24 protein-coding genes and 2 pseudogenes are annotated in these 26996 nt (G+C 48.4%); 17 read left to right on the forward strand and 9 right to left on the reverse strand.

Going from position 1 to position 26996, the window contains the following annotated elements; genetic code table 11:
* Window positions 1–589 precede the first annotated feature (589 nt).
* The 5 genes and pseudogenes from LY264_RS09810 to LY264_RS09830 all read left to right on the forward strand — a co-directional run bounded on the left by LY264_RS09810 (window position 590) and on the right by LY264_RS09830 (window position 6867).
* Window positions 590–862 carry a phage holin family protein gene (locus tag LY264_RS09810; protein WP_048224292.1) on the forward strand — a complete coding sequence of 91 codons (273 nt, stop codon included), beginning with the start codon at window positions 590–592 and terminating at the stop codon, window positions 860–862.
* Window positions 862–1020, forward strand: a pseudogene (locus tag LY264_RS09815) (lysozyme); the annotation flags it as partial. The gene LY264_RS09810 and the pseudogene LY264_RS09815, both read left to right, overlap by 1 nt.
* Window positions 1017–1943: pseudogene (locus LY264_RS25935) on the forward strand (DUF2213 domain-containing protein); the annotation flags it as partial. The pseudogenes LY264_RS09815 and LY264_RS25935, both read left to right, overlap by 4 nt.
* A 418-nt stretch (window positions 1944–2361) precedes the next feature.
* The gene (locus tag LY264_RS09825) at window positions 2362–4845 is read left to right on the forward strand and encodes a host specificity factor TipJ family phage tail protein (protein ID WP_048224289.1); all 2484 of its coding nucleotides are present in this window, start codon (window positions 2362–2364) and stop codon (window positions 4843–4845) included.
* 57 nt (window positions 4846–4902) lie between these two features.
* Window positions 4903–6867, forward strand: coding sequence for a tail fiber/spike domain-containing protein (locus tag LY264_RS09830; protein WP_053069276.1), 1965 nt, complete (start codon window positions 4903–4905; stop codon window positions 6865–6867).
* 41 nt (window positions 6868–6908) lie between these two features.
* Here LY264_RS09830 and LY264_RS09835 read toward each other — a convergent pair whose 3' ends face one another.
* From LY264_RS09835 to yedE, 3 genes are all read right to left on the reverse strand, one after another.
* Entirely contained in the window at window positions 6909–8783 is a 1875-nt protein-coding gene (locus tag LY264_RS09835; RefSeq protein ID WP_071692451.1) for an acyltransferase family protein, read from the reverse strand.
* A gap of 479 nt (window positions 8784–9262) precedes the next feature.
* The gene (yedF, locus tag LY264_RS09840; protein ID WP_000790504.1) at window positions 9263–9496 is read right to left on the reverse strand and encodes a sulfurtransferase-like selenium metabolism protein YedF; all 234 of its coding nucleotides are present in this window, start codon (window positions 9494–9496) and stop codon (window positions 9263–9265) included.
* Complete coding sequence (gene yedE, locus LY264_RS09845; protein WP_048224285.1) at window positions 9493–10698, reverse strand: selenium metabolism membrane protein YedE/FdhT; 1206 nt, start codon at window positions 10696–10698, stop codon at window positions 9493–9495. Before yedE ends, yedF begins: the two co-directional genes overlap by 4 nt.
* 185 nt (window positions 10699–10883) lie before the next feature.
* Between yedE and yedD the strand changes: the two genes are divergently transcribed.
* Complete coding sequence (gene yedD, locus LY264_RS09850; protein WP_048224282.1) at window positions 10884–11297, forward strand: lipoprotein YedD; 414 nt, start codon at window positions 10884–10886, stop codon at window positions 11295–11297.
* 40 nt (window positions 11298–11337) lie between these two features.
* Here yedD and amyA read toward each other — a convergent pair whose 3' ends face one another.
* The 4 genes from amyA to fliD all read right to left on the reverse strand — a co-directional run bounded on the left by amyA (window position 11338) and on the right by fliD (window position 15100).
* The gene (gene amyA, locus LY264_RS09855) at window positions 11338–12825 is read right to left on the reverse strand and encodes an alpha-amylase (protein ID WP_048224280.1); all 1488 of its coding nucleotides are present in this window, start codon (window positions 12823–12825) and stop codon (window positions 11338–11340) included.
* 68 nt (window positions 12826–12893) lie between these two features.
* The gene (gene fliT / locus LY264_RS09860) at window positions 12894–13265 is read right to left on the reverse strand and encodes a flagella biosynthesis regulatory protein FliT (RefSeq protein ID WP_008785101.1); all 372 of its coding nucleotides are present in this window, start codon (window positions 13263–13265) and stop codon (window positions 12894–12896) included.
* Entirely contained in the window at window positions 13265–13672 is a 408-nt protein-coding gene (gene fliS, locus LY264_RS09865; RefSeq protein WP_048216065.1) for a flagellar export chaperone FliS, read from the reverse strand. Before fliS ends, fliT begins: the two co-directional genes overlap by 1 nt.
* Before the next feature lie 15 nt (window positions 13673–13687).
* A complete protein-coding gene (gene fliD, locus LY264_RS09870) occupies window positions 13688–15100 on the reverse strand; it encodes a flagellar filament capping protein FliD (RefSeq protein ID WP_048224277.1) in 1413 nt (470 codons plus the stop codon).
* Window positions 15101–15355: 255 nt separating this feature from the next.
* Between fliD and LY264_RS09875 the strand changes: the two genes are divergently transcribed.
* From LY264_RS09875 to sdiA, 8 genes are all read left to right on the forward strand, one after another.
* Window positions 15356–17035 (forward strand): FliC/FljB family flagellin, encoded by a 1680-nt coding sequence (locus tag LY264_RS09875; RefSeq protein ID WP_071692452.1) that lies wholly within the window; start codon window positions 15356–15358, stop codon window positions 17033–17035.
* Window positions 17036–17197: 162 nt separating this feature from the next.
* Window positions 17198–17917 carry an RNA polymerase sigma factor FliA gene (locus LY264_RS09880; RefSeq protein WP_003030465.1) on the forward strand — a complete coding sequence of 240 codons (720 nt, stop codon included), beginning with the start codon at window positions 17198–17200 and terminating at the stop codon, window positions 17915–17917.
* 56 nt (window positions 17918–17973) lie between these two features.
* Window positions 17974–18525, forward strand: a complete 552-nt coding sequence (gene fliZ, locus LY264_RS09885; RefSeq protein WP_048224273.1) for a flagella biosynthesis regulatory protein FliZ — start codon at window positions 17974–17976, stop codon at window positions 18523–18525.
* Window positions 18526–18750: 225 nt separating this feature from the next.
* Window positions 18751–19551 (forward strand): cystine ABC transporter substrate-binding protein, encoded by an 801-nt coding sequence (gene tcyJ / locus LY264_RS09890; RefSeq protein WP_003030469.1) that lies wholly within the window; start codon window positions 18751–18753, stop codon window positions 19549–19551.
* Between the two features lie 107 nt (window positions 19552–19658).
* Entirely contained in the window at window positions 19659–20645 is a 987-nt protein-coding gene (gene dcyD / locus LY264_RS09895) for a D-cysteine desulfhydrase (protein WP_048224271.1), read from the forward strand.
* A gap of 21 nt (window positions 20646–20666) precedes the next feature.
* Window positions 20667–21335, forward strand: coding sequence for a cystine ABC transporter permease (tcyL, locus tag LY264_RS09900; RefSeq protein ID WP_003030474.1), 669 nt, complete (start codon window positions 20667–20669; stop codon window positions 21333–21335).
* Window positions 21332–22084 (forward strand): L-cystine ABC transporter ATP-binding protein TcyN, encoded by a 753-nt coding sequence (gene tcyN, locus LY264_RS09905; protein ID WP_003030477.1) that lies wholly within the window; start codon window positions 21332–21334, stop codon window positions 22082–22084. The genes tcyL and tcyN overlap by 4 nt, the downstream gene beginning before the upstream one ends.
* A 230-nt stretch (window positions 22085–22314) precedes the next feature.
* A complete protein-coding gene (sdiA, locus tag LY264_RS09910) occupies window positions 22315–23037 on the forward strand; it encodes a quorum-sensing transcriptional regulator SdiA (RefSeq protein WP_048224267.1) in 723 nt (240 codons plus the stop codon).
* Between the two features lie 66 nt (window positions 23038–23103).
* Here the strand turns inward: sdiA and LY264_RS09915 are convergent, their stop codons facing one another.
* Window positions 23104–23328, reverse strand: a complete 225-nt coding sequence (locus tag LY264_RS09915; RefSeq protein ID WP_003030482.1) for a DUF2594 family protein — start codon at window positions 23326–23328, stop codon at window positions 23104–23106.
* Window positions 23329–23347: 19 nt separating this feature from the next.
* The gene (locus tag LY264_RS25980; RefSeq protein ID WP_418219448.1) at window positions 23348–23491 is read right to left on the reverse strand and encodes a hypothetical protein; all 144 of its coding nucleotides are present in this window, start codon (window positions 23489–23491) and stop codon (window positions 23348–23350) included.
* A gap of 296 nt (window positions 23492–23787) precedes the next feature.
* Between LY264_RS25980 and uvrY the strand changes: the two genes are divergently transcribed.
* From uvrY to pgsA, 3 genes are read left to right on the forward strand one after another with little or no spacing between them, the layout of a single operon-like run.
* Window positions 23788–24444 carry a UvrY/SirA/GacA family response regulator transcription factor gene (uvrY, locus tag LY264_RS09920; RefSeq protein ID WP_006684079.1) on the forward strand — a complete coding sequence of 219 codons (657 nt, stop codon included), beginning with the start codon at window positions 23788–23790 and terminating at the stop codon, window positions 24442–24444.
* Window positions 24441–26273: an excinuclease ABC subunit UvrC gene (gene uvrC / locus LY264_RS09925; RefSeq protein WP_048224264.1), complete on the forward strand. Its 1833-nt coding sequence runs from the start codon at window positions 24441–24443 to the stop codon at window positions 26271–26273. Before uvrY ends, uvrC begins: the two co-directional genes overlap by 4 nt.
* A 55-nt stretch (window positions 26274–26328) precedes the next feature.
* On the forward strand, window positions 26329–26877 hold the full coding sequence (pgsA, locus tag LY264_RS09930) for a CDP-diacylglycerol--glycerol-3-phosphate 3-phosphatidyltransferase (RefSeq protein ID WP_003030490.1): 549 nt from the start codon (window positions 26329–26331) through the stop codon (window positions 26875–26877).
* Window positions 26878–26996 lie beyond the last annotated feature (119 nt).

A 26996-nucleotide genomic window follows, 5' to 3' on the forward strand; every position in this document is an offset into this window, starting at 1 on the left:
GTCAGTGCTCCCGAAACTGTTTGTTGATCATCCCAATGGTGTAAACGAACAATAAAAAAGGGACTCCAAGTCCCTTTATCTTCTCGTAATGTTTCGCCAGAAGTGGCCGGCTGACAGAGTCAAACTTCGGCTTAGGCTTCTGTGACATCGCTGCTTTCAGTTCGTCGTTTCAGCGCTTGGCAGTAGCTCGCAATGCGTTCTCCTGTTCGATAGTCATCTTCTTCATGCAGCCTCCCGTCGAGCGAGAAGTTTCGCTCCGAAAGTCATTAATTCGTCCCGTTCAACAGTTGCGAAGTGGCAGTGTGTACGCGGGTAGAGTAATGCATCAACTGGCATAGCCAGCAGGGCAGGCATGATGCTAATGCTGAACCTGAGTATCGGTTCGAGTCCGATCGCCACACACTAAACCCAGCCAGGGTATCTTCAGCCACAGAGCTGACATTGCCACACCATCACATTCCCGCCGCGAGCGGGTTTTTTATTTCAGGCCCCGGGAATCATCATCGATATGCCTCGTTGTTAAATCCAGCCCGAGGGCCTGACCCCTTTCAAACACACAGCTCCCGCATTTACCGCGAGGAGAGAGACTATGAAGATGGACGAAAGATACAGCAACGCGACATACGGCAGCGCTGGTCTTGCGGCTTTCTTTGCCAGCCTGTCATTGCAGGACTGGGGCTTCATCATTGGCGTCGCGTTCAGCATTATCCTCGGCGTCCTGACATACAGGCTCAATAAACGTGAGCAAATGAAGCGCACGAAGATACTGCAGGACATTCTGAACAAGACCGACTCAAGCAACCCATCGGCTACAGCTAAAGTCCTCGCTGATCTCGGACAGAAAGCCCCGAAGGAAATCTGATGAACAGCACATTGCGAAATAAAATTGCTGCCTCCATCGGCGGCGGCGCGATTGCGATCGCAACTGTCATGCTTTCAGGTAAGGACGGGCTTGAAGGTCGTGAGTATGTGGCCTACCGAGATGTTGTCGGAGTGCTGACTGTCTGCGATGGTCACACCCGATGGTGAACGGCAAATACGTCAGTGCCAACGACCCGCAGGCTGTCAACGATTACTACGCCGGGGCATGGGCTCAGAACGTCAGCAAGTCCAACGACAAAGTCGTGATGGACGTTTACGTCAATAAGGCTGTGGCAGACACCAAACCTGACGGTAAGCGCCTTATTCAGCGCCTGGACGACATGATTTCCGGCAATAACGCCGACCCGATTCATGTTTCTACCGGTCTGCTACTGAACAAAGAGCAAAAGGCAGGTGAGTCGAAGCAGAAGAAATACTCCTGGGTCGCTCACAACATGCAGTTCGACCACATTGCGATCCTGCTAGACGAGCCCGGCGCCGGGACGCCTGAAGAAGGTGTAGGCATGTTCGTCAACGCTGACGGGCAGGAGACCGATGTTGAAGCGACGAGCCTCATCGATGCAGCCAACAGCATGAAAGACGGCGGGTGGAACAAAGTGAAGTTCTTCATCAGCAACGCTTCAGAAATGTCATTCGACGACATCTACCAGGCGCTGCGCATGTCCATCAAACAGGACGACAAAAAGTGGCGCTACGTCGTCAGTGTCTGGCCTGACCATTTTGTTTACGAAGAGGATGGCGAGAACGTCAAGCCGAAGCTCTTCGACCAGAAGTACCTCATCTCTGACAAGGTCGTAACGCTTGTCGGCGATCCAGTAGAAGTCGTTCGCAAACCAACTGAGTACGAAGTCAAAACCAACGGAGAAACAAACCCGATGAAAGAGAAGATGATCGCCGCGCTCAATGCTGCAGGCGTTAAAACCGAGGGGCTGACCGACGATCAGGTCTGGGATGCCTACAACCAGCAGATGCAGAAGAAAGATGGCGGCGGCGACCCGGGCCAGGCTCAAATTAACTCTGACGTGATCACCGCAGCTGTTAATGCGGCAACCGCAACGTTGGGCGCCTGTATACCGTCGAAGAGTTCCCGGGGCTGCAGAATATCTAAAGATGAGTTTGTGTCCCTTGTTACGGGAATGTCGTGGCGAAACCGGGCATGCAGTTTCGAGGCGGCAGATTGCTGGGGGCTGGTAGTGCTTTACTACCGTCACGTTCTTGGCATCGAAATACACCAGTCTCCTGACTACGAGTGTGGCCACGATTTCCTAACCTGCTATGACGCTGATGTTGTTTTCTGGAAGCGCTGCGACGTGTTTGCGGAGGACTGCGTCTTCGTGGCGTGGGTGGGGCGTCAACCGGTTCACGTCGGGCTGATAGTTGATGGCCGCGCGCTACACAGCCGCGGTGAAAGCGGTCACGTCAGGCCTGACGCCATCAGAACAATTCAAAAACTATTCACCAGAGTTGAGTTTTATTCTTATGCCGATAATCGAAATTCAGCGAGTTCCAGGACTGCCTAAGGACCGGGCTGTCGTAAAGGTCGGTACTGTATTCTCTGAGTGGCTGATGCAGGAAAGCCTGCATAAAGACGTCAGAATAAACGTGAACGGCAGAGAGCTGCAGTTGGATGATGAGCTGGCGTTCAGCCTCCAGGAGTCTGACCGGGTCATCATCTTTGACCAGCCAAAAGGCGGCGGCCTGATAGGGACTATCCTTAACCCACTGGAGCACCTTAACCCGATTAAGTTCACACAGAAGGTTCTGTCCGGCCTGATGCCAAAGCCTAATGTCGGGTCTGCTTCCGCTGGTAACAGCAAAACATCACCAAACAACAGCCTGAAAGGGCAGACGAACATTGCGCGTAACGGCGAAGCGAAGCCGGATAACTTCGGGCAGGTAAGGGCATTCCCGGACCTGATTCAGGAGTCGCTTTTTGAGTACGTGAGCAACCTTAAATACGTTACCGAGTTGATGTGCTTTGGCCAGGGTAAGTATGACGTCACGTCAGTTCGCTTTTCAGAGTCGAATCTAGGCTCCATGGCTGGAGCCAGTTATACGATTTATCAGCCTGGCGAAATCATCCCGACGATACAGGAAGGGTACCAGTTTGATGACGTTGATGGTCAGGAGCTGCCGGGGCCAAACGAAAGTGATGAGATCCCGGCTGAAACTGCAACCGCAAATACAGTAGTCAGCGGTAATTATGCTGGTGGTCAGATATCGATGAAGATCGTCAAGCAGGCGGAGTTTGATTTTTTCAAAGACCTGCCTAGGCCGTCACCAGTTAAACTCATTATCAACATCACGTATTCGACGACTGAGGGGACGGTTACACAAGATGTGACTATCAGCGCCAACCTCATCAACTGCATTGAAAGTGACGACGGTGCGGTGATAAATCCGGTTCAATATTACGAGTTCATATTTGACCAACTGAATGGACCAGGCGTCCCTATTGATACGGCGACTATAAATACGACCAAATTTATTCTGATGCAGAATTCGGGGATAACGATAGGTCCGTTTTTTTCCCCATTACCTTCCCAGCAGTTGTGGATTCATACTCAGTCAAGACTTGGTCAAAACAACTGGACAGACTGGAAAGTGGTGATTTGGAAGGTTGATGACGATAACAACCAGATCCCTGGCACTCAGCAGGAGTTTGCTTATCACGTAAAAAATAATGGTGGGCTATCTGACACATTCTACCAGACGGACAAAATAATTCCGGCAGCAGGACTTGGACGTTATTCAATTTCTCTGACCAGAACGAATAACAGTAATGACCAGAGCACCCTGCAACTGGAAGAAATTCATTCGGTAAATATACGCAGCAATGTTGTCTATCCAGACGATACGCTGGTTATGGTGAAAGTCAGGGCTACTGAGAACGCGACCAGTGGAAGGGAGAGAAAATATAACGCTCTCATAACCAGGCATGTTATCAGCTACGACATCGCAACTCAGCAGGTTGATTACGACATCAGGCCATCACGTAAGTTTGCAGATATTGCGCTGCACAACTGGCTTGTTGTCGGTAAGCAGCCAGAGGACACGATAGACGTTTATGGGTTGTACCAGATCCAGTCAGAACTTGATGCTATCGACCCGCGTCTGGGTTATTTCGACTACACATTCGATGATGAGGATATATCTTTGGGCGCGCGCATGGAGTCCATTTGCGATGCGGCCAGCGTGTCGGTTTACGATGATAATGGCGTTCTGTCATTTACGCGTGACGGTAAAAAAACGTCGCCGTCCACCATCTTCAACCGGTCAAATACGAAGCCAGACGGGTATTCACTGTCTTACGACATGACGCTTCCAGGAGGCTTTGACGGCGTGGAGGTTCAGTATCGTAATCCTGACACCAACAAACAGGACTACGTGCGGTACCGGGTGGATGGGAACAGCATTGTTGAAGGTCAGCCTACAAAGGCGAAAAAGTTCGAGCTGTTGTATATCAGGAATCGTTTCCAGGCTAATGAGCGCGCATTGCGTGAGTGCCGCCGACTTATCTATTCCCGCATGACGATGTCTGTCACAGCGCTCGCTGATGGCGAATGGGTGAATATAGGGGATATGGTCCAGGTGCCGGATACTTACGATACCAACCAGCAGGCTGGCTATATTGTGTCGCGCACCGACAACGACTTTGAAACCAGTGAGAGCATCACCTTCTCCGGAGCGATGTTCGTTCAGATAACCGACTCTATGGGGGCGACTACGGCGCGCTATCCAGCATCCCCGCGCACAGACACACCGTTCGGATTTACAGCTGCAATTCCAGCCGTCACTCTCAACCTTTATGATGGCTTCGACGTTCAGTCACCTTCGCGATACGCAATTGCTACTTCGGAGGAGCTTGACTCTGGGCGATGGACTGTCACTGCCAAGCAACCAGATGGAAAGGGTAGTACCGCATTAACCCTCGCTGAGTACAGCGACAAGATCTACGAATAGACCACCAACTTTCACAGCACAACCCGGCCATAGCGCCGGGTTTTTTATGGAAATAATATGGCTACGCAACCTACTAATCTGCCAGTACCAAGCGAATCGCCTCGCGACCTTAAATTTAACGCGGGGAAAATTGACGAGTTTGTCAACTCAATGGCTCAGCAATATATCGACCGTTTTGGTCAGGCTCACTACACTATCGAAGGTCTTCGCTGGGTAGCGCAGCAGGCCATCGCCGCATTTGGCTATATTACGCTGGACAGTTTTGAAGACGGAAACACACTGACATTGCCAAATCAGGTTCTTCGCCTTGAGGCAACAGGTGAATATTACCGTTGGGATGGAGAATTTCCTAAAGCTGTTCCTGCTGGCTCAACTCCTGCGTCTACTGGTGGTGTTGGTCCTGGCGCATGGTTAAGCGTTGGAGACGCGACATTAAGAAACGATTTATTAAGTGGAGGGAAGTCAACTCTGGTAGGATTTGGAGATAAAACAGTTGATTATCAGCTAAATATGAATTCTACTCAGCAAACTGAGACAAATCCATTTGTTCCATCTGGTAACTTTGGTGATAATTTACCGCTTGATTCATCTCTTCAGGTATTTAAATATAATGATGAATATTACTCATACAAAGGACCAATTGCACCAGGCGCAATAGTACCATCTAACCCATCTTCAGATTCAAACTGGAAAAAAGAACCTGTTTCTGATTATATTGAAAATTATGGCGGCGGCGTTCACGTAGAGGATCAGACCCCTGCCATTCTGAAGGCGATTTCAGCAGGAGTTAGGCACATTATTCTTCCAAAGGGTGAATTGCGTATGTCTCAATGTGATATACCAGATAACACCCAAGGGCTTTCCTTTGAAGGTCAAGGTGCCAACCAAGCTTACTCTGCAACCACTTTAATTAAACCATTAAATGACAATCAAAACTGTTTATTTAACTCAGGCTCAAACAAAAATGGACAGGATTCAATTAAATTCAAAAATATACAGATGGATGGTGAATGGCGTTGCAACCATGGAATTTTGCATGAATCCGGTGCTGGTTGGTATTATGAAAAATTAACAGGCAAGAGATTTAATACATGGTTTATATATGATGGGCAGGGGCTAGCCAGGTTTAGAGATATCTACTGCGAGGCAACTGATGCATCTGATATCACAAAGAGATCATCTGGAGGAGGGGTTAGGGCTTATTCAGACTCTGTTCTTGATACTATAGAAGTATATGGAGGTAGCGTACCAATAAGAATATCAGCTGGAGGTTGTCGACTAATTAATATTTTTGCAAATGGTGGTTATGATATAGGGTCAATTATCTTGGAGCCTCAAGATGATAACACTAATCACATAAACACAGCAATGGCAAATATTTACATCGGGGAAACCACAAATACATCAGGAACGGCAGTTCCGATCCTTTCTATACAAGGTAATTCAACAAGACGTGTGCATGGTGTTCAGATTTCAAATGCTTATTTTGTACACGCATTAACTAATATTGATGCATCCATGACTATGATACGCGCTGACAAAGCACAAGGATTAATTATATCATCTTTTTATGCATCTGGTATGGGTGAATATAGCTCAACGACAAGAAGAACATATAATTTTTTAAACGCAACAGATGTAACAGGAATTGCACTATCATCTGGTAATATATTAGGTATTAATAAAAATCCAATTGTTTTAGCATCAGGATCAAAAATGGTTATTGATGCCGTTGAGTTTAATGACTGGAGCACGAACTCAGATTCATCAGTAGAGAATAAAGCAGCAATTAGAATTGGTGGATCTGGAACAAGATGCAGGATTGGTGATTCTTGCTCATTCATTGCCTCTCAGGCTGCTGCTTATGCAGTTTATGCACAGAATGAGTTTTGTGTAGATGCATCAATAATTAATGCAGAATATGCAAACTCTAACATTATGCTTCCAACAGGGTTGCCATTTAGTTATATGTATAAAAGGCCCGGAGGCAAAATAACCATAATAAATACACTAACCCCCTAGCCATATTAAATCGGCGCTAATAATTGCGCCGATTTAATTCCCTATTTTACGTTATCTAGTATGTATCGTCCTATTTTTTCAGCCCCAAAAGTTGATAAGTGATACCCATCAAAAAACACAAGATTATTATCTATAATTACCTTGCACTTATTTGCGCTAGTGCACTGATATTCTTTTGGGTCAATGTATATTACATTTCTGTGATTTTTAGATAAATCACGCAGCACATTATCTACGCTAGGTACAAACTTAGCAACTTCGACCGGACACATTATTAATCTGTTGATTTTCTGAGATATGAAATTTTTAATAGACTGCCTTGCCAAACAGTCATACGCATCATAACCAGGGTAATTATATGTCCCTATAATGTAATAATTTCTATTGTCACCACCTATAGCAATTATATTTTCAAGATCTCCTTTTAATATTGACTCAAACTTTTCCGCAGGTTGTATTTTACCATTTGTTTTATCTTTCATTGAACTATAGTAAGAAACCCAATTCTGAGATATTATAACAGGAGATGACTTATTTTCTTTCATGTAACTTATGGCAGATGAACTTATTTTATCGCAATCATCGACATCAATTCCATCATACGTTGTTACATAGTCCTTAGATACCAAGCAACCAGTTCTCGTAAAAGATGTGAACTTAAGCCCCAAATCGTTAAAGTACTTAATATACATCATGGCATAACTATCACCAACCAGAATAAAATCATCAGTCACATTTTTTTTATTATTGAATGTGTGCATTTTCCCTTGGGTTTCATTATAAAAATAATTACCTCCATAGTATTTATTGGAGAATTCTGATAGTGATAGCCTGTATTTTTCATCAACCCTCCATGACAATCCATTTAAATAAATAAAATAAGATATAAGGCATATTATAATGTAAGACATTAGTTTTAATGGGCTGAAATCCCTTTTCCTTTCAACTGAATAGTGCAGTATTATTGACGCAAAGAGTGTCACAACAATGAAAGTTAAGAACCCCAAATCAAATCTAATATATTTTGATAATGAAAGAATGGGCCAATGCGTTAGGTATATTGAGTATGACCACAACCCTATTTTTTGAATCAATGAGTTATTAAATAATGAGAAATCAGAATCATATGAAATTATAATGGAAGTGGCAATAACTGGAGCAAGAGATAAATAACCAGGCCAAGGACTTACACTTGTTATATATATAGCAGATAATATTATAATAGATATGCAAGTTACTTCAATGAATATTCTTCTTTTTTTACCAATCCTTAATGGATAGATATAAGCAATTCCACCAATCATTAACTCCCATGCTCTGGAAGGAAGTGAGTAATATGACATTGTTTTATCATTGAATGAAAGGTACAATGACAATAAAAAAAACAAAAACGTAGATGCTAATAATATTATTTTAAATGTACTATATTTAAAATACCTATGAGTTATTATTATATATAAAGGGTATAGCATGTAGAACTGCCATTCTACAGACAATGACCACGTATGCAATAGTATTTTTTTGCTTGAGTTTACATCAAAATATCCAGACTCTAGCCAGTATTGAATATTAGATAAGAAAAACAAACTTGATAATGAGTGCTCTCCAAGTAGCTTAAGGCTAGCGGGTGACAATATAAAAAAACCAACGATAATAGAAGACAGAACAGTAACCATTAGAGCTGGAACTATTCTTTTTGCCCTTGACGCTATGAATTTTAAGTACTTGAAATTACCATTTTCCACCCCCCTTAGTATTATTGATGTCATTAAGTAACCTGATATAACAAAAAAAACATCAACACCTATAAATCCACCTGAAGCATAAGATGAATTATAATGGAAAACAACAACAAGTATAACTGCTATAGCCCTCAGGCCATTTATATCATACCTAAATTGATCTGATTTTATCATTTTTAAATACAAGTAGTTATAATTAAAAAAATTATTATACCATTATCTAATGCACACTTCTATAAATAAAATATTAATAATATGTAGTGCATGTTATATTTATAAATAAAATATTGCTGTTTTATTTAAAAATAAAATCTTAGACTTATTTATATATTAGTATAAATGATGAAAATATTTAGTAATAAAAGTGAGACAAAAACGGGACACACAAAGCTTTGCATCGGTTTGCAAGGATTTGCATGTTTTTCGAAGATGGGACGTGTGATGGGGCATGGTTGGGACATAAAACATCACTCGCCCTAAGGTGAACTTAGACGACTGGTGTTTTTGACGACTCTAACCTTCTGTTATTTGGTGCGCTCTTGGACGATCTTTGTCGTTTATGATAAATACATGGTCATATGATGTCGATGCAGGTGTAGGGAAAATATGCAGAGAATGTTTGCCGGATAAGCGCAGTGCCATCCGGCAACCAGTTACTTCTGAATCAAATAGCGGATCGTTGGACCATCCTGCTGAATATCCAGCACCGTATAGCCGTGATTACGCGCATCCAGTGGTATATTGTTGATTGACTGCGGGCAATCGCTCACCACTTCCAGAATTTCACCTTTCTTCAATTGCGGCATCGCTTCCAGCGTGGCTACAGCCGGATATGGACACGGTTCGCCGACCATATCGAGGCGATAATCAGGCACGATATTTTTCATACAGACTCCTTGGCAGGCGTCAGCCCTGCGCGACGGAAGAAACGTTTTTCCCAGCCGATTATCAGCATCAGCGCGGCAAACAACAGCAGATAGGTCACCAGCAGACCGCCGAGCGGACCGAAGGTGTTGAGCAGATTCACTTTGTCCCAGTTTGTGGCAAGCGCGGGAGCAAAATCATCCCAGTAGTAGGCCAGAATGGTCGAGCCAATAACGTTGCCCAGACCAACCCACCAGTAATGCACCTGGCCTTCAACGGCGCGGTACATCCAGCCGGTTTCACACCCGCCCGCTAAAACGATGCCAAAGCCGAACAGCAAGCCGCCGATCACCGCATTTGGACCCGCCCACATGATTTTAGGCTCGACGCCCAGTTGCACGTAGCTAAAGATACCGATGGCGCTGACCGCCATCCCGAAGATAATCGCTTTTGCCATATGGGTGCGACCGGAAATCCACAGGTCGCGGAAGGCGGAGGTGAAGCAGATTTGCGCCCGTTCAATCAGCAGTCCGAACCCAACGCCGAACAGCATCGCCAGACCGAGCTTGGGTTTATCCATCGCCGTGAGTAGCGCCCAGCCGATCATGGCGATAAACACCAGCATGCCCAGGCGGAAACGGCGACGGGCCTGATCCGGCTTTTGCGTTAACGGCGAAGCGGCGGAGACTTTCTGCATTTTGACCGGAATACGAAATATCGGCAGCAGGGTAAAGCGTGCACCAAACCATGAGCCAATAGCTGTGGCCAGCGCAAAAAACCAGGCGTGTAGCGAGAACTGCGGAATGCCGGTGAAGAATGCGGCCAGGTTACAGCCCATTGCCAGCCGTGCGCCGAATCCGGCGATTGCCCCGCCGACTATCGCCTGCATAATGCGCACCCGACTGCGCGGCATGCGTAACTTGACGTTGTTGGCCCACAGTGCGGCAGCAAAACAGCCGCCGAACATACCGAGGATCATCATGCCGTCGATGCGGGTCAGGGGTGAGCCTTCGAGATGGATCAGCTTGTAGTATCCCCACTCTTCGGCGTGCACGCCAAACAGTTGCAGGATTTGACCACCCCAGCGGGTGAATTCACCGGTAACGGCCCAGAAGGTTCCCGTAATGCCGAAATAGTAAGTAGAGAGAATACCCGCTGCGATGACCGCAGGGGCGGGGGCCCAAAATTTAATTAACCAGGCCTGTTTGAAGTGTTGCCATGACATGCGTTGTGCCTCTGAACTCAGAAGGTATGTAACAAGAAGTGTGGATACTACACCGTTCAGAATTTTTGACTATGAGTAATAAGAGGTAACACCGTCTGGATCAATCTTTCTCAACGCTGCCGAAAGGCTGGCGACATCAGGCCTTTAATGCCACAATCCCATTTTCTTCGCATGCAGGATGAATGATGAAAAAATTAGCAATCGTTGGTGTATTTCTGGCGCTTACCGGATGCGCCGAAGTAGAAAATTATAACGACGTGGTGAAAACGCCAGCGCCAGCCGGTCTGGAAGGATACTGGCAGTCAAAAGGTCCGCAACGCAGTCTGGTCAGCCCGGAAGCCATTGCCAGCCTGGTGATAACGAAAGAGGGCGATACGCTGGATTGTCGCCAGTGGCAGCGGGTGATCGCGCTGCCGGGGAAATTGACGATGATTTCCGGCGATCTCACCAACGTGACGGTGAAACGCGAGCTGTACGAGATCGAGCGCGAAGGCAATACGCTGGAATATGACGGTATGACGCTGCAACGGGTGGATCGCCCGACGCAGGAATGTGCTGACGCGTTAAAGAAAACGCCGCTGGCGACACTGCTGCCATAAACCGTACGCCCCGGTAGCCACCGGCCACCGGGGTTGAACTTTACAACACGTCTTCAATCACCCACAGGCTGACGCTCCCGCCGTTACAGAAAAACGTCGCTTCGCCGTTTTCATCGGTGACCACGCTTTCTTCACGATTTCCCAGATAGTCACGCCAGGTTTTATTGCCGTAATTGGTGCCGAGATTGATGGTTTTTTCTCCGTCATCGCCGTTTGACAGTACCACCACACAGCCGGGATCTTCGTCCGTGCCGCTGCGGCTAAAAGCGATACAGTTGGGGTGATCAAAAAAGAGCGTCTGTACCCCGTGCGCAAAGCGCTGGCGCGCGAGGATCAGTTCATCAAGTTGTTCAATGATCGGCATGTCGATAGGATAGGTTTCGCCATCGCCGCCGGTGTCTTCGTAATGCGCTCCGTAGAGGTCAGGGTAAAACACCGACGGTACGCCGTTTTCGCGCAACAGGATCAGCGCGTAGGCCAGCGGCTTAAACCACGGCTCGACGGGGGCTTCCAGCGCCTGCAATGGCTGGGTGTCATGATTGGCAACCAGCGTGACGGCATGAAACGGATCGGCCTCGACTAACGTGCCGGTGAAGATCTGGCTCATGTCGTAATCGCGGCCCTGACGGGAGGCTTCGTGGAATTTCATCTGCAAAGGGGCGTCGAACAGCATGGTTTTCCCCTCCACCTGGTTAATGTAGGTTTGCAGCTTGTCGACTTCGTGGGACCAGTATTCCGCGACAATAAATAATGGTTTGGGGGCGACTTCCTGTACGTGTTCAATCCACTCTTTATAAAACCATGCCGGAATATGTTTCACCGCATCTAAACGAAAGCCGTCACACTGGGTTTGCTCCATCACCCAGCGCGCCCAGTATTTGATCTCCTCGGTCACGGCGTGATTACGAAAATCGATGTTCTCGCCCATCAGATAATCAAAATTACCCAGCTCATCGTCCACCTGATCGTTCCAGCCTTCACCGGTGTAATCGTTAACGATTTTGAAAATGCCGTCTTCGGTGGGGTTTTCGATATGGTCAATGCCGCTGAAGCATTTATAGTCCCAAATGAATTGCGAATACTGGCCAGCGCGGGCAGGGAAGGTATAGCGCGTCCAGCCTTCGCACTCGACAATCTCATCATCTATTTGCGTGCGATCCTCGGCGTTAACGCGCTGGACGCGGATCTTTTCTTTCTCATCAGCGCCCATTTTGTGGTTAACCACTACGTCCAACAGTACGGCAATATCATTGTGCTTAAGTGCGTCAATCGCCGCCAGCAGCTGGTTTTTATCGCCGTATTTGGTGGCGATGGTTCCCTTTTGGTCGAATTCGCCCAAATCAAACAGATCGTAGGAGTCGTAGCCAACGGAATAGCCGCCTGACGCGCCTTTATAGGCGGGGGGCAGCCATACCATATTGATGCCGATATCATTGAGTCCGCCTGCGCGTTCGGCAAGCTCAGGCCAGAGTTGACCGCCATCAGGGTAATACCAGTGGAAGTACTGCAATAACGTGGGATTTTTCATCTTCCGTGCTCCAGAAGTCGTTTGGCCGACCTCTGGAGTATGGAAGATAATTCAGACGAGACGGGAAATTATTGTGGCGAGGTGGGGGCGTCGGGTACCAGCAGCATGCCGGAAAGACGACCATAAGCGTTATTTAGCGTCTTCTGGCGCGTCGACTGGCCGATGAGGTTACTGAGCTCATCCAGGCGCTGCTGCAACAACGTTTTGAGCAGTTGTTCGTTATCCAGCGTTTGCTTAATATACCCGGCCACTAAGTCCTGAATACTTCGCGTAATGCCCGGTGGAGTTTGCTCTTCCATGACCACTTCAATACTTTGCAGATAGGTAACTTCCTGTTCCAGTAAAAGGTCCCATTCACCGCGCTGCGCCAGTTCCAGCAGCGAGTGACTGAGTAGCGCGATGCGCTGCCAACGGTTGATAAACTCCACGGCTGAGGTCATTAACGAGACTCCTGGGACGACGCTTTCGGTGAGATCTGTTTCCAGGCATCTGCAATGTTGCCGAGTAACTCTTCGACTTCTTCAATAGCCTGACAATCATTACGCAAGTTAGCTTGCAGTAAACGGCGGATCATATAGTCATACAGCGAGGACAGGTTGGTGGCGATTTCACCGCCAGTTTCCTGATCCAGGCCTGCTTTCAGACCATTGTCGATAATGTTAATGGCTTTGCTTAAGGCCTCGCCTTTGGCGACGATATCACCCTGTTGCATAAACAGGCGAGCGCGCACGAGGGCGCTGTTCGCGCCATCAAACAACATTTCAATCAGCTGATGCGGATTGGCGCTCATTACGCCACTCTCTATGCTGACCTGTGCATAGGCTTTGGTACCGCTCGCGGTATACATGCTTACCTCGTGTTATCAGGATTTATTCATCGCCGTAAATTGTTGGCTCAGATAGTTGCTGGTGTTGTTGAGCTTGCTCATCATGGTGTCCAACTGTGTGAACTGTGCCGTGTAACGTGCCACGGTGTCATCAATACTGGCGCTAACTGACAGATACTGTTTAGTCAGTTTTTTCAGCGTTGAGTTAATACTGTCTTGTGCGCTGTCGATAATACCGTCATCAGCCAAATAGCTTTTTACTTCAGTGGCAATTTTGGTGGTAATACCGGTTTCTTTGCCGTCGCCGACCAGCAGTTCACGCACGGAGGCTGTATTTTCGTTCAGGACTTTTTTCAGCTTATCATCGTCAATTTTCAGCTTGCCGGTTGCGCCGTCCTGCTTAATACCAATTTCATTTAATGTTTTAAAAGCGCCATCACTGGCACCGTTGGCAAACTGTGCACGAATTCCACTTTGAATCGTACGAACAACACTGTCACCAAGCAGCGCTCCGTTATTTTTGTCTTGCGCTTCAGCACCCGGATCAACTTCTTTATATTTAGTCAGCGTATTAAAGGTGTCGATAAGGGAATTATATGAATCGACCCAGCCTTTAATGGCTTCGGTTGCTTTGTCGTTATTCTTTGTTACCGTGACCCGGACATCAGTGACTTTTTTGGTCAGATCGAGCACTACGCCCTGAGGGGCATCGGTAATTTTATTACTGGAACGTTCAATATCGATACCGTTTACGGTTAACTTCGCATTTTGAGCGTTAACCTGTTCCTTCATATTCCCGGTGCCGGTTTTGCTGTCATACGCCAGCAGGTCATTTAGCTTGCTGTCTCCCTCAACGGAGATAGTCATTTTATTGGCTTCGCCTTCACTGGCAGTCAGTACCAATTGGTAGTCGCCATCTTTAACCTTAACGATGCTGGCCGAAATTCCGCTATCGGCATCGTTTATCGCTTTGCTGATCTCATCCAGTGAGGTCTGGTCTTTATTCAGCTTAATTTCCAGTGGCTCTTTACGGCCTTCCTGCGCAATTTTTATGGTGCGTGTTTCTGCTGAACTGTCACCCAGCGCGTCTTTTGTTGACGCAATCTTAGTCGCTGAATTGGTTCTTAAAGATTGCGCTTGTGCCAGTTGGGTGACGCTAATGGTATAGATACCCGGTGCCGCCCCCGCTTCGGTGGTCACTTTCAGATCTTCACTGCTGCTGGTAACGGTTGTGCTTTTGAATAGATCGGCTTTATTTAAAGCTGTGTTCGCAGTCTGAAATTTTTCCAGTGCACTTTTTAATGTGCCGTAGGCGGTCAGACGCGCGGTATTATCGCTTTGTTGTTGAGTTATTGGGTTTAAGCGTTTTTTTTCCGCGATAGTCAGGTTGTTCAGCAACGTATCCAGCGGCAGATTTGAACCGACGCCAAGAGAAGTAAATGAAGCCATGCCTAATTCCTTTTGATTGCAAACAGTAGTTAAGCGGGTTATCGGCAATCTGCGCGCAAAGTTTAATGATAGTTTTGTAAAAATAATGCGCAGAATAGTGGGGCATATTGCGGGTATTTCTGGGGCTAAGAAAAAAGAGGGCGGAAAGTAAAAATTTTCTAAAGTTCGAATTTAAGGTGCCGATACATGGGTTACGGTGAGAAACCGTGGGCAACAGCCCAATAACATCAAGTTGTAATTGATAAGGAAAAGATCATGGCACAAGTCATCAATACAAACAGCCTGTCGCTGTTGACCCAGAACAACCTGAACAAATCTCAGTCTTCCTTGAGCTCCGCTATCGAGCGTCTGTCTTCCGGTCTGCGTATCAACAGCGCCAAAGACGATGCTGCTGGTCAGGCGATCGCTAACCGTTTCACTGCCAACGTTAAAGGCCTGACTCAGGCTTCCCGTAACGCCAACGACGGTATCTCCATCGCGCAGACCACTGAAGGTGCACTGTCCGAAATCAACAACAACCTGCAGCGTGTGCGTGAACTGTCCGTTCAGGCAACCAACGGCACCAACTCCCAGTCTGACCTGGACTCCATCCAGAACGAAATCACCCAGCGTCTGAGCGAAATTGACCGTGTTTCCGGTCAGACTCAGTTTAACGGCGTGAAAGTACTGGCGTCCGACAGCTCCATGAAAATTCAGGTTGGCGCGAACGACGGCGAAACCATCACCATCGACCTGAAAGAAATTACTTCTGATACTTTAGGTTTGCAAGGTTTTAACGTAAATGGTAAAGGCTCTGTAGCAAACACAGCTGCAACAGAGAAAGATTTGGCTGCTTCTGGTTTCGCCAAAGGCGCAGTAGATGCTAATGGTATTACAACTTACACGAAAACTGCCGCTAACACAGCGGCTACCGCTACGGATGTTCTGGGTGCTGTCAGTAAGAATGGTGGCTCAATTCAATACGCCGGGACAAATACGGGTCTTGGCGTTGCGGCCACAACTAGTACTTATACGTATGATGCAGCAAGCAAGAGCTATAAATTCGGTGCAACAGGTGTTGCATCCGCTGATGCCTTAAACTACTTAAACCCTAATGCAGGTGATGTTACCAAGGCAACAGTGACTATCGGCACTAAAGATCAGGAAGTTCTGATTGCTAAAGATGGTTCTATTACAGCAGCGGATGATGGTGCCGTCTTATACCGTGACACTACTGGTAACTTGACTAAAAACAATGCTGGTGGCGCGGCCGTGGTCCCGGCGACTCTCGATAGCTTGATGGTGAACGCCGATGCAGCAGGTACCCCTAATGCAATCGCGACTACCATTAAAACTGACAAAGGTACTCTAACAACCACTGGTGGCGCCGCCGCAAAATTCTCAGTAACGGGTGCTTCCATTAGTGCTGAGAACATGGCCGGAGCGGTTAAAGGTCAAACCTTCAAAGCCACTACTGGCGGTCAAACTTATACTGCAGCAATAGACGGTACAGTAGCTGGTACTTTCCTGGACGATAAAGGGGCTTTAACCTCAGCTACAGATACCACTACTAAATACTATCTGCAAACCAACGGTAATGTAACCGCGGGTAACGGACAAGTAGTATACAAAGATGCAAAAGATAAACTGACCACAGATGCAAACACAGTTTCTGAAGCTACCAAAGACCCTCTGAAAGCCCTGGATAAAGCGCTGGCACAGGTTGATGCGCTGCGTTCTGACCTGGGTGCGGTGCAGAACCGTTTCGATTCTACCATCACCAACCTGGGTAACACCGTAAACAACCTGTCTTCTGCTCGTAGCCGTATCGAAGATGCTGATTACGCGACCGAAGTGTCTAACATGTCTCGTGCTCAGATCCTGCAACAGGCGGGTACTTCTGTTCTGGCGCAGGCAAACCAGACCACGCAGAACGTCCTGTCTCTGCTGCGTTAATTTACGCTTATCGCGCAAACCCCGCTCCGGCGGGGTTTTTTATATTTAGCTTTACCCGTAACCCCTAAATAACCCCCCATTTCACCCACTATTCACCCGATTAAAACCCCTGCAGAAACGGATAATCATGCCGATAACTCATTTAACGCAGGGCTGTTTATCGTGAATTCACTGTATACCGCTGAAGGTGTAATGGATAAACACTCGCTGTGGCAGCGTTATGTACCGTTGGTGCGTCACGAAGCATTGCGCCTTCAGGTGCGTTTGCCGGCGAGCGTAGAACTGGATGACCTGCTACAAGCGGGCGGCATCGGGTTATTGAATGCCGTTGACCGATATGACGCTTTGCAAGGAACGGCATTTACCACTTACGCAGTGCAGCGTATTCGTGGAGCAATGCTGGACGAACTACGTAGCCGGGATTGGGTGCCGCGTAGCGTTCGGCGCAATGCTCGCGAAGTGGCACAGGCGATGGGACAACTGGAGCAGGAATTAGGGCGCAACGCGACGGAAACCGAAGTGGCGGCGCGTCTGGCTATTCCTGTGCAAGAATATCGTCAGATGTTGCTCGATACCAATAATAGCCAGCTCTTCTCTTATGACGAGTGGCGGGAAGAGCATGGCGATAGTATTGAGCTGGTGACGGAAGAACATCAGCAGGAAAACCCGTTACAACAGCTACTTGAGGGTAACCTCCGCCAGCGCGTGATGGACGCGATCGAGGCGTTGCCGGAGCGCGAAAAGCTGGTGTTAACGCTGTACTACCAGGAAGAGCTGAATCTGAAAGAGATCGGCGCGGTACTGGAAGTCGGGGAGTCACGGGTCAGCCAGTTGCACAGTCAGGCCATCAAACGTCTACGCACCAAGCTGGGTAAGCTATAGGGGTACATCATACCCCTGAACAATGCCGCATTACGAATTGACTACCAGGAGTTCTCATGACGGTGCAGCAATCAAAAAGACGGCCTCTAAGCCGCTACCTCAAAGATTTCAAACACAGCCAGACGCATTGCGCCCATTGCTTTAAGTTGCTCGACCGGATCACGCTGGTTCGTCGCGGGCAAATTGTGAATAAAATCGCCATCGCTCGACTGGACACTTTGTTGGATGAAGCCGAGTGGGAGCAGGAGAAAAAAGAGTGGGTGGCACTGTGTCGTTTTTGCGGTGATTTGCATTGCAAAGAGCAGAGCGACTTTTTTGACATCATTGGTTTTAAACAGTTTTTATTTGAGCAGACCGAAATGAGTCACGGCACGGTACGTGAATACGTTGTCCGCCTACGCCGTCTTGGCAATCACCTGACCGAAAAAAATATCTCTCATGACCTGCTGCAGGAAGGGTTCCTCGACGAAAACCTTGCCCCGTGGCTGCCGGAAACCAGCACCAACAATTACCGCATCGCCTTACGTAAGTATGAGCAGTTCAAAGCCCATACCCATATGGGACATATGCAGAAATCCTCCTGGACAGCCAGTTCTGATATATATTAAAAACGAATAAGGTGTAACAGAGTCGTGTTTGTGGATCACGACAAACGCTCTACACTACAGTCATATACACGTCATCCTTCAAGCTGTCTCTGCGTTGGCTGCGTTCATTCACCCCAGTCACTTACTTTAGTAAGCTCCTGGGGATTCACTCGCTTGCCGCCTTGATACAACTCGAATGATTTTGTGAATAAATAGCAGTCACTAATGACAATATTCGGGGTAACTATGAAATTAGCACTTCTGGGACGTCAGGCTCTGATGGGTGTAATGGCTGTTGCACTTGTCGCCGGAATGAGCGTAAAGACTTATGCAGATGAAGGTCTGTTAAATAAAGTTAAAGAGCGCGGCACGCTGCTGGTGGGCCTGGAAGGGACCTATCCCCCGTTTAGTTTTCAGGGCGATGACGGCAAGCTGACCGGTTTCGAAGTGGAGTTTGCTGAGGAACTGGCCAAGCACCTTGGGGTGAAAGCTAATCTGAAGCCGACCAAGTGGGACGGTATGTTGGCCTCTCTTGATTCCAAGCGCATTGACGTGGTCATCAACCAGGTGACCATCTCTGACGAACGTAAGAAAAAATACGATTTCTCTACCCCGTATACGGTTTCTGGTATTCAGGCGCTGGTGAAGAAAGGTAATGAAGGCGTTATTAAGACTGCTGCCGATCTGAAAGGTAAAAAAGTCGGCGTTGGCCTGGGCACCAACTATGAAGAGTGGCTGCGCCAGAACGTGCAGGGCGTGGATATTCGTACCTATGATGATGACCCGACCAAATACCAGGATCTGCGTGTAGGCCGTATCGACGCCATTTTGGTTGACCGTCTGGCGGCGCTGGATCTGGTCAAGAAAACCAAGGATACGCTGGCTGTGACCGGTGAAGCATTCTCCCGTCAGGAGTCCGGCGTGGCGCTGCGCAAAGGCAATGAAGATCTGCTGAAAGCGGTTGATGCGGCCATTGCTGAAATGCAGAAAGACGGTACGCTGAAAGCGCTGTCTGAAAAATGGTTTGGAGCGGATGTGACGAAATAATCGGCATCCGATGAAAAAAGGCGCCTTTAACAGCGCCTTTTTTTATTTCATTGCGCCTGAGCGTGCATAATAAAAAGAACATCACAACAACGAATACCGGAGGCTGTATGCCGCTGCATAACTTAACGCGCTTTCCACGTCTGGAATTTATTGGCGCGCCAACGCCGCTCGAATATCTTCCACGCTTCTCCGACCACCTTGGGCGCGATATTTTCATCAAACGCGATGACGTCACGCCGATGGCCATGGGTGGCAATAAGCTGCGTAAGCTGGAATTCCTGGCCGCAGACGCACTGCGTGAAGGCGCTGATACGCTGATAACCGCAGGTGCGATTCAGTCTAACCACGTTCGCCAGACGGCGGCGGTAGCGGCTAAGCTTGGCCTGCACTGCGTGGCGCTGTTGGAAAATCCGATTGGCACTACTGCGGAAAACTATCTCACCAATGGCAACCGTCTGCTGCTGGACCTGTTTAATACGCAAATCGAAATGTGCGATGCGCTGACCGACCCGAATGCGCAGCTTCAGGAACTGGCGACGCGCATTGAAGCACAGGGCTTCCGCCCGTATGTGATCCCCGTTGGCGGTTCTAACGTCCTGGGCGCATTGGGTTATGTGGAAAGCGCGCTGGAAATTGCCCAGCAGTGTGAAGGGGCCGTTGCGCTTTCTTCCGTTGTGGTGGCATCGGGCAGCGCGGGAACGCACGCCGGGCTGGCCGTGGGGCTGGAACAACTGATGCCAGACGTCGAGCTGATCGGCGTGACCGTCTCGCGCAGCGTCGCCGATCAAAAGCCCAAAGTAGTAACGTTGCAGCAGGATATTGCCCGTGAACTGGAACTGACGGCCTCGGCGGATATCCTGTTATGGGACGATTATTTTGCGCCGGGCTACGGTACGCCAAACGAAGAAGGCATGGAGGCGGTAAAACTGCTGGCGCGCCTGGAAGGCATTTTGTTGGATCCGGTGTATACCGGTAAGGCGATGGCGGGTCTGATTGACGGCATCAGCCAGAAGCGCTTCAAAGACGAAGGGCCAATCCTCTTTATTCATACCGGTGGGGCACCTGCACTGTTTGCCTACCATCCTCACGTGTAACAACCAGGTCGAAAAACGCTAATGCATGAAAGTATCCAACTGGTAATTGATTCTCTGCCGTATCTGCTCAAAGGCGCGGTTTTTACGCTGCAACTGAGTATCGGCGGGATGTTTTTTGGCCTCGTGCTGGGGTTTATCCTGGCGTTGATGCGTCTGTCGCCGCTGTTGCCTGTGCGCTGGCTGGCGCGTTTTTATATCTCTATTTTTCGTGGAACACCGCTAATTGCCCAGCTGTTTATGATCTATTACGGTCTGCCGCAGTTTGGTATTGAGCTTGATCCCATCCCGGCGGCGATGATTGGCTTGTCGCTGAATACGGCGGCCTACGCTGCGGAAACCCTGCGTGCGGCAATCTCTTCCATCGACAAAGGGCAGTGGGAGGCGGGGGCCAGTATTGGTATGACGCGCTGGCAGACCATGCGCCGGGCAATCCTGCCGCAGGCTGCACGCGTTGCGTTGCCGCCGCTGAGCAACAGCTTTATCAGTCTGGTGAAAGATACCTCTTTGGCCGCCACTATTCAGGTACCGGAACTGTTCCGTCAGGCGCAGCTGATTACCTCGCGTACGTTGGAAGTCTTTACGATGTATCTGGCGGCCTCGTTGATTTACTGGGTGATGGCGACGGTGCTTTCTGCGCTGCAAAACTATTTTGAAGAACAACTGAACCGCCAGGAGAGAGAGCCGAAATGAGTGCTATCGAAGTCAGAAACCTGGTCAAAAAATTTCATGGGCAAACGGTGCTGCATGGGATTGATCTTGACGTCAAACCTGGTGAAGTAGTAGCGATTATCGGGCCGAGCGGATCGGGCAAAACCACGCTGCTGCGTAGCATTAATTTGCTGGAGCAACCGGAGGCGGGCACTATTAAAGTGGGTGAGATTACCATTGATACCGCGCGTTCGTTGACCCAGCAGAAAGGGCTGATTCGTCAGTTACGTCAGCACGTCGGTTTTGTGTTCCAGAACTTTAATTTGTTCCCGCATCGGACGGTGCTGGAAAACATTATTGAAGGGCCGGTGATAGTCAAAGGTGAACCAAAAGCTGAAGCGACTGCTCGTGCGCGTGAGCTGCTGGCGAAAGTCGGACTAGCAGGTAAAGAAACCAGCTATCCGCGGCGTTTATCGGGCGGACAGCAGCAGCGCGTAGCGATTGCCCGAGCGCTGGCGATGCGACCTGAGGTTATTCTTTTTGATGAACCGACCTCTGCGCTCGATCCGGAGCTGGTTGGCGAGGTACTTAATACCATCCGCCAACTGGCGCAGGAAAAACGCACCATGGTAATTGTGACGCATGAAATGAGCTTCGCTCGCGATGTTGCCGATAGAGCGATATTTATGGATCAAGGACGGATAGTGGAGCAGGGACCAGCAAAATCCTTATTCACGCATCCGCAGCAGCCGCGTACCCGTCAGTTTCTTGAGAAGTTTTTGATGCAATAAATAGTGCATATAGCACTCGTCGGAATTGTTTCTGGCGAGTGCTGTTCGCATAACTATTTATAATTATTGCTTTATTATTAACGCTTGAATCTGTTACTTCCTTCCACTGTTGAGTAATACTCAAGTAATTCTTCATTTGTCCGATAATTTGCATATATAAAATACATTTATGTGTTAGCTTGTTTCATATGTTTGGATGATTATCAATCTCAGGGGCATTACCACTTAGTATGCAGGATCATGATTTCTTCACCTGGCGACGGAGCATGCTGTTACGCTTTCAGGAAATGGCGACGGCAGAGGATGTCTATACGGAATTACAACAACAGACGCAGCACTTAGAGTTCGATTTCTACGCACTCTGTGTTCGTCATCCGGTACCTTTTACCCGACCTAAAACGTCTCTTCATACGACCTATCCCAAAGCATGGGTGGCGCATTATCAGTCCGAAAATTATTTCGCCATTGATCCGGTGCTGAAACCTGAAAACTTCAGTCAGGGGCATTTACCCTGGAACGATACTCTGTTTCGCGATGCGCAACCTTTGTGGGACGCCGCACGAAATCACGGTTTACGCAAAGGGATGACGCAATGCTTAATGTTGCCGAATCGGGCGTTGGGTTTTTTATCGGTATCGCGTGCAAGTATCCGTAATAGTCGTTTTGCGAATGATGAAGTGGAGCTCAGGATGCAGCTTCTGGTGCGGGAAAGCCTGTCGGTGCTGACGCGGCTGGAAGATGACATGGTTATGGCGCCAGAAATGCGCTTTAGCAAGCGGGAAAAGGAAATATTGAAATGGACGGCGGAGGGGAAGACCTCTTCAGAGATAGCCATCATTCTGTCGATTTCTGAAAATACCGTGAACTTCCATCAGAAGAATATGCAAAAGAAATTCAATGCACCAAACAAAACGCAGATAGCCTGTTATGCCGCGGCAACCGGGCTTATCTGAGTAAATTATCGTTCTGAGTGTCAGACGCAAAACCGGCTGAGAGCATTGCTATCAGCCGGTTTCTTTTTACTGGCGGTAAGCTTGTTTAATTTGCTTAACCGTGTTGGAAAATACCGCCGCCTGTGATTGATCTTCAATCAGCGCGAGCTGTTTTTCCATTTTAAGAATCACGCGGCCTGCATCGGCTTGACCCATTGCCTGCAGCATCAGCGTTAACATGGCTTTCAGGCAGGTGACTTCGTTGGCCAGTTCCTGGTTATTCTCAGCAGTGGAAAAGTCAGGCGTACTCATTTATTTTCCTCGTTATGTTTCAATGAAAAAGTGCGATGTCAAATCTTAAGGCGGCGGAGTATACCATAAGCGAGGCTAAAAATATCTGTGGTTGTTTTTTGCGCGGACCAATGTTGTGGACATTAAAATAAACAACATGTTGCAGTGCATATATTTTCTCCACATGTTGTTTATTTCGAGTATTTTCCTCGTTAATTATTGTTACAACTTTGACTGCCTATTTTGCATTCAGCGGGGGAATATGAATTTTTTGTCACTATTCTGAAACAGCTATGCAGATATAACCGTGGCAGAAGGCTGTCAGGACTGAAAGTTTCCACTCGTCGTACAATCTAATTTCCAAAAACGAGAGCAAAATCGAAAGTCGGGCGTTTTTTACATTTCAAAGTTGAGATAAAACCCGTTAACATAGGGCCGATTAACTATCGGTAGCGTTATCCCTATTCTGGAGATATTCCTTTGATCAACGTTTTTCTTGTTGATGACCACGAACTGGTGCGCGCAGGGATACGACGCATTCTGGAAGATATAAAAGGCATAAAAGTTGTCGGCGAAGCGTGCTGCGGTGAAGATGCGGTAAAATGGTGCCGCTCAAATTCCGTTGACGTTGTGCTGATGGATATGAATATGCCCGGTATTGGCGGTCTGGAAGCAACCCGCAAAATTGCGCGTTCCACGGCAGACATTAAAGTGATCATGCTGACGGTACACACCGAAAACCCATTACCTGCAAAAGTTATGCAGGCAGGTGCGGCAGGGTATCTCAGCAAAGGCGCCGCCCCCCAGGAAGTAGTGAGTGCGATTCGTTCGGTTTATTCCGGGCAGCGTTATATTGCCTCCGATATCGCTCAGCAAATGGCGCTCAGCCAGATTGAGCCTGAGAAAACGGAAACCCCGTTTGCCAGTTTGTCTGAACGCGAGTTGCAGATTATGCTGATGATCACCAAAGGTCAGAAGGTCAATGAGATCTCAGAGCAACTGAATCTTAGTCCTAAAACGGTGAACAGCTATCGCTATCGAATGTTCAGTAAATTAAACATTCATGGCGATGTAGAGCTGACTCACCTGGCAATTCGCCATGGCCTGTGTAATGCGGAGACATTAACAAGCCAGTGACCGATCAGTTTGATGCCAAAGCGTTCCTGAAAACCGTGACCAGTCAGCCCGGTGTCTATCGTATGTATGATACCGCCGGGACGGTTATCTATGTCGGGAAAGCGAAAGACCTGAAAAAAAGGCTTTCCAGCTACTTCCGTAGTAATCTTGCTTCACGCAAGACCGAAGCGCTGGTCGCGCAAATCCAGCAGATTGATGTCACGGTAACGCACACTGAAACCGAAGCGTTATTGCTTGAGCACAACTACATCAAGCTGTATCAGCCGCGCTATAACGTATTGCTGCGCGATGATAAATCCTACCCTTTTATATTCCTTAGCGGCGATACCCACCCGCGCCTGGCGATGCATCGCGGGGCAAAGCATGCCAAAGGCGAGTACTTTGGACCGTTCCCCAACGGTTATGCGGTGCGTGAAACGCTGGCGCTGTTGCAGAAAATATTCCCTATCCGTCAGTGCGAAAACAGCGTTTATCGCAACCGTTCTCGACCTTGTCTGCAATATCAGATTGGCCGCTGTCTTGGTCCGTGTGTCGCGGGTTTGGTGAGTGAGGAAGAGTATGCTCAGCAGGTCGAGTATGTTCGTCTGTTCCTGTCCGGAAAAGACGATCAGGTATTAACGCAGTTAATCGCCCGCATGGAAAAGGCCAGCCAAAATCTCGAATTTGAAGAGGCTGCGCGCATTCGTGACCAAATCCAGGCCGTACGCCGCGTGACAGAAAAACAGTTTGTCTCTAATACCGGAGACGATCTGGACGTCATTGGCGTGGCGTTTGACGCCGGTATGGCCTGTGTGCACGTTCTGTTTATTCGCCAGGGTAAAGTGCTGGGCAGCCGCAGCTATTTCCCGAAAGTACCCGGTGGCACGGAACTCGGCGAGGTCGTCGAAACCTTTGTCGGGCAGTTTTATCTGCAGGGGAGCCAGATGCGTACCTTACCCGGGGAGATCCTGCTCGATTTTAATCTTAGCGATAAAACCCTGCTGGCAGACTCTTTGTCTGAACTGGCCGGCAGAAAGATTAACGTGCAGACGAAACCGCGAGGAGATCGCGCACGTTATCTGAAGCTGGCGCGGACCAACGCGGCAGTGGCACTCACCACGAAACTTTCTCAGCAGTCGACGATTACGCAACGTCTGACGGCGCTGGCCTCCGTATTGAAGTTACCCGCGGTGAAGCGTATGGAGTGCTTCGACATCAGCCATACGATGGGTGAACAGACGGTAGCCTCCTGCGTGGTCTTTGATGCCAATGGCCCGCTGCGCGCAGAGTATCGCCGCTACAACATTACCGGCATTACGCCGGGAGATGATTATGCGGCGATGAATCAGGTCTTGCGTCGGCGTTACGGTAAGGCGATTGAAGAAAGTAAGATTCCGGACGTCATATTGATCGACGGCGGTAAAGGTCAGTTAGGGCAGGCGAAAGCCGTTTTTGCTGAGCTGGACGTTCCCTGGGACAAACAGCACCCACTTTTGCTGGGGGTGGCAAAAGGGGCCGATCGTAAAGCAGGCCTGGAAACGCTGTTCTTTGAGCCGGAAGGTGAGGGCTTTAATCTGCCGCCGGATTCGCCTGCATTGCACGTTATCCAGCATATCCGCGATGAATCTCACGATCATGCGATTAGCGGGCATCGTAAAAAGCGGGCGAAGGTGAAAAGCACCAGCACGCTTGAGACCATCGAAGGTGTCGGGCCAAAGCGTCGCCAGATGTTGTTGAAATATATGGGAGGTTTGCAAGGCCTTCGTAGCGCAAGTATCGAGGAAATTGCAAAAGTGCCGGGTATTTCGCAAGCTCTGGCAGAAAAGATCTTCTACTCGTTGAAACATTAGGCCCTCTGTAGCAACATAGGGGTAATTTCACTGACAACAGATAGTTATCCGTCATATGCAATTTAATATCCCTACGTTGCTCACGCTGTTTCGCGTCATCCTGATCCCATTCTTTGTATTGGCTTTTTACCTGCCATTCACCTGGGCTCCCTTTGTTTGTGCGCTGATCTTCTGTATCGCAGCGGTCACTGACTGGTTTGACGGTTTTCTGGCACGCCGCTGGAACCAAAGCACGCGTTTTGGCGCCTTCCTTGATCCGGTCGCTGATAAGGTGCTGGTGGCTATCGCGATGGTCCTGGTGACAGAGCATTACCATAGCTGGTGGGTGACGCTTCCTGCCGCAACAATGATTGCGCGTGAAATCATCATCTCTGCACTGCGTGAATGGATGGCCGAACTGGGTAAACGCAGCAGCGTAGCCGTATCCTGGATCGGTAAAGTGAAAACCACTTCGCAAATGGCTGCACTGGCCTGGCTGCTGTGGCGTCCAAATATCTGGGTAGAGTATGCTGGGATCGCACTTTTCTTCGTCGCCGCGATACTGACTTTGTGGTCAATGTTCCAGTATTTGAGCGCTGCACGTGGAGATTTGCTTGATCAGTGATCGTTTCGACGCAAATTTCAGCAAACGATCGTCAGTGGTGAAAAATATCGTTGACTCATTGCGTCAGGTAAGTAGAATGCAACGCATCGAACGGCGGCACTGATTGCCAGACGATAACA

This window comes from Citrobacter portucalensis (assembly GCF_023374935.1).
GTDB lineage: Bacteria > Pseudomonadota > Gammaproteobacteria > Enterobacterales > Enterobacteriaceae > Citrobacter > Citrobacter portucalensis.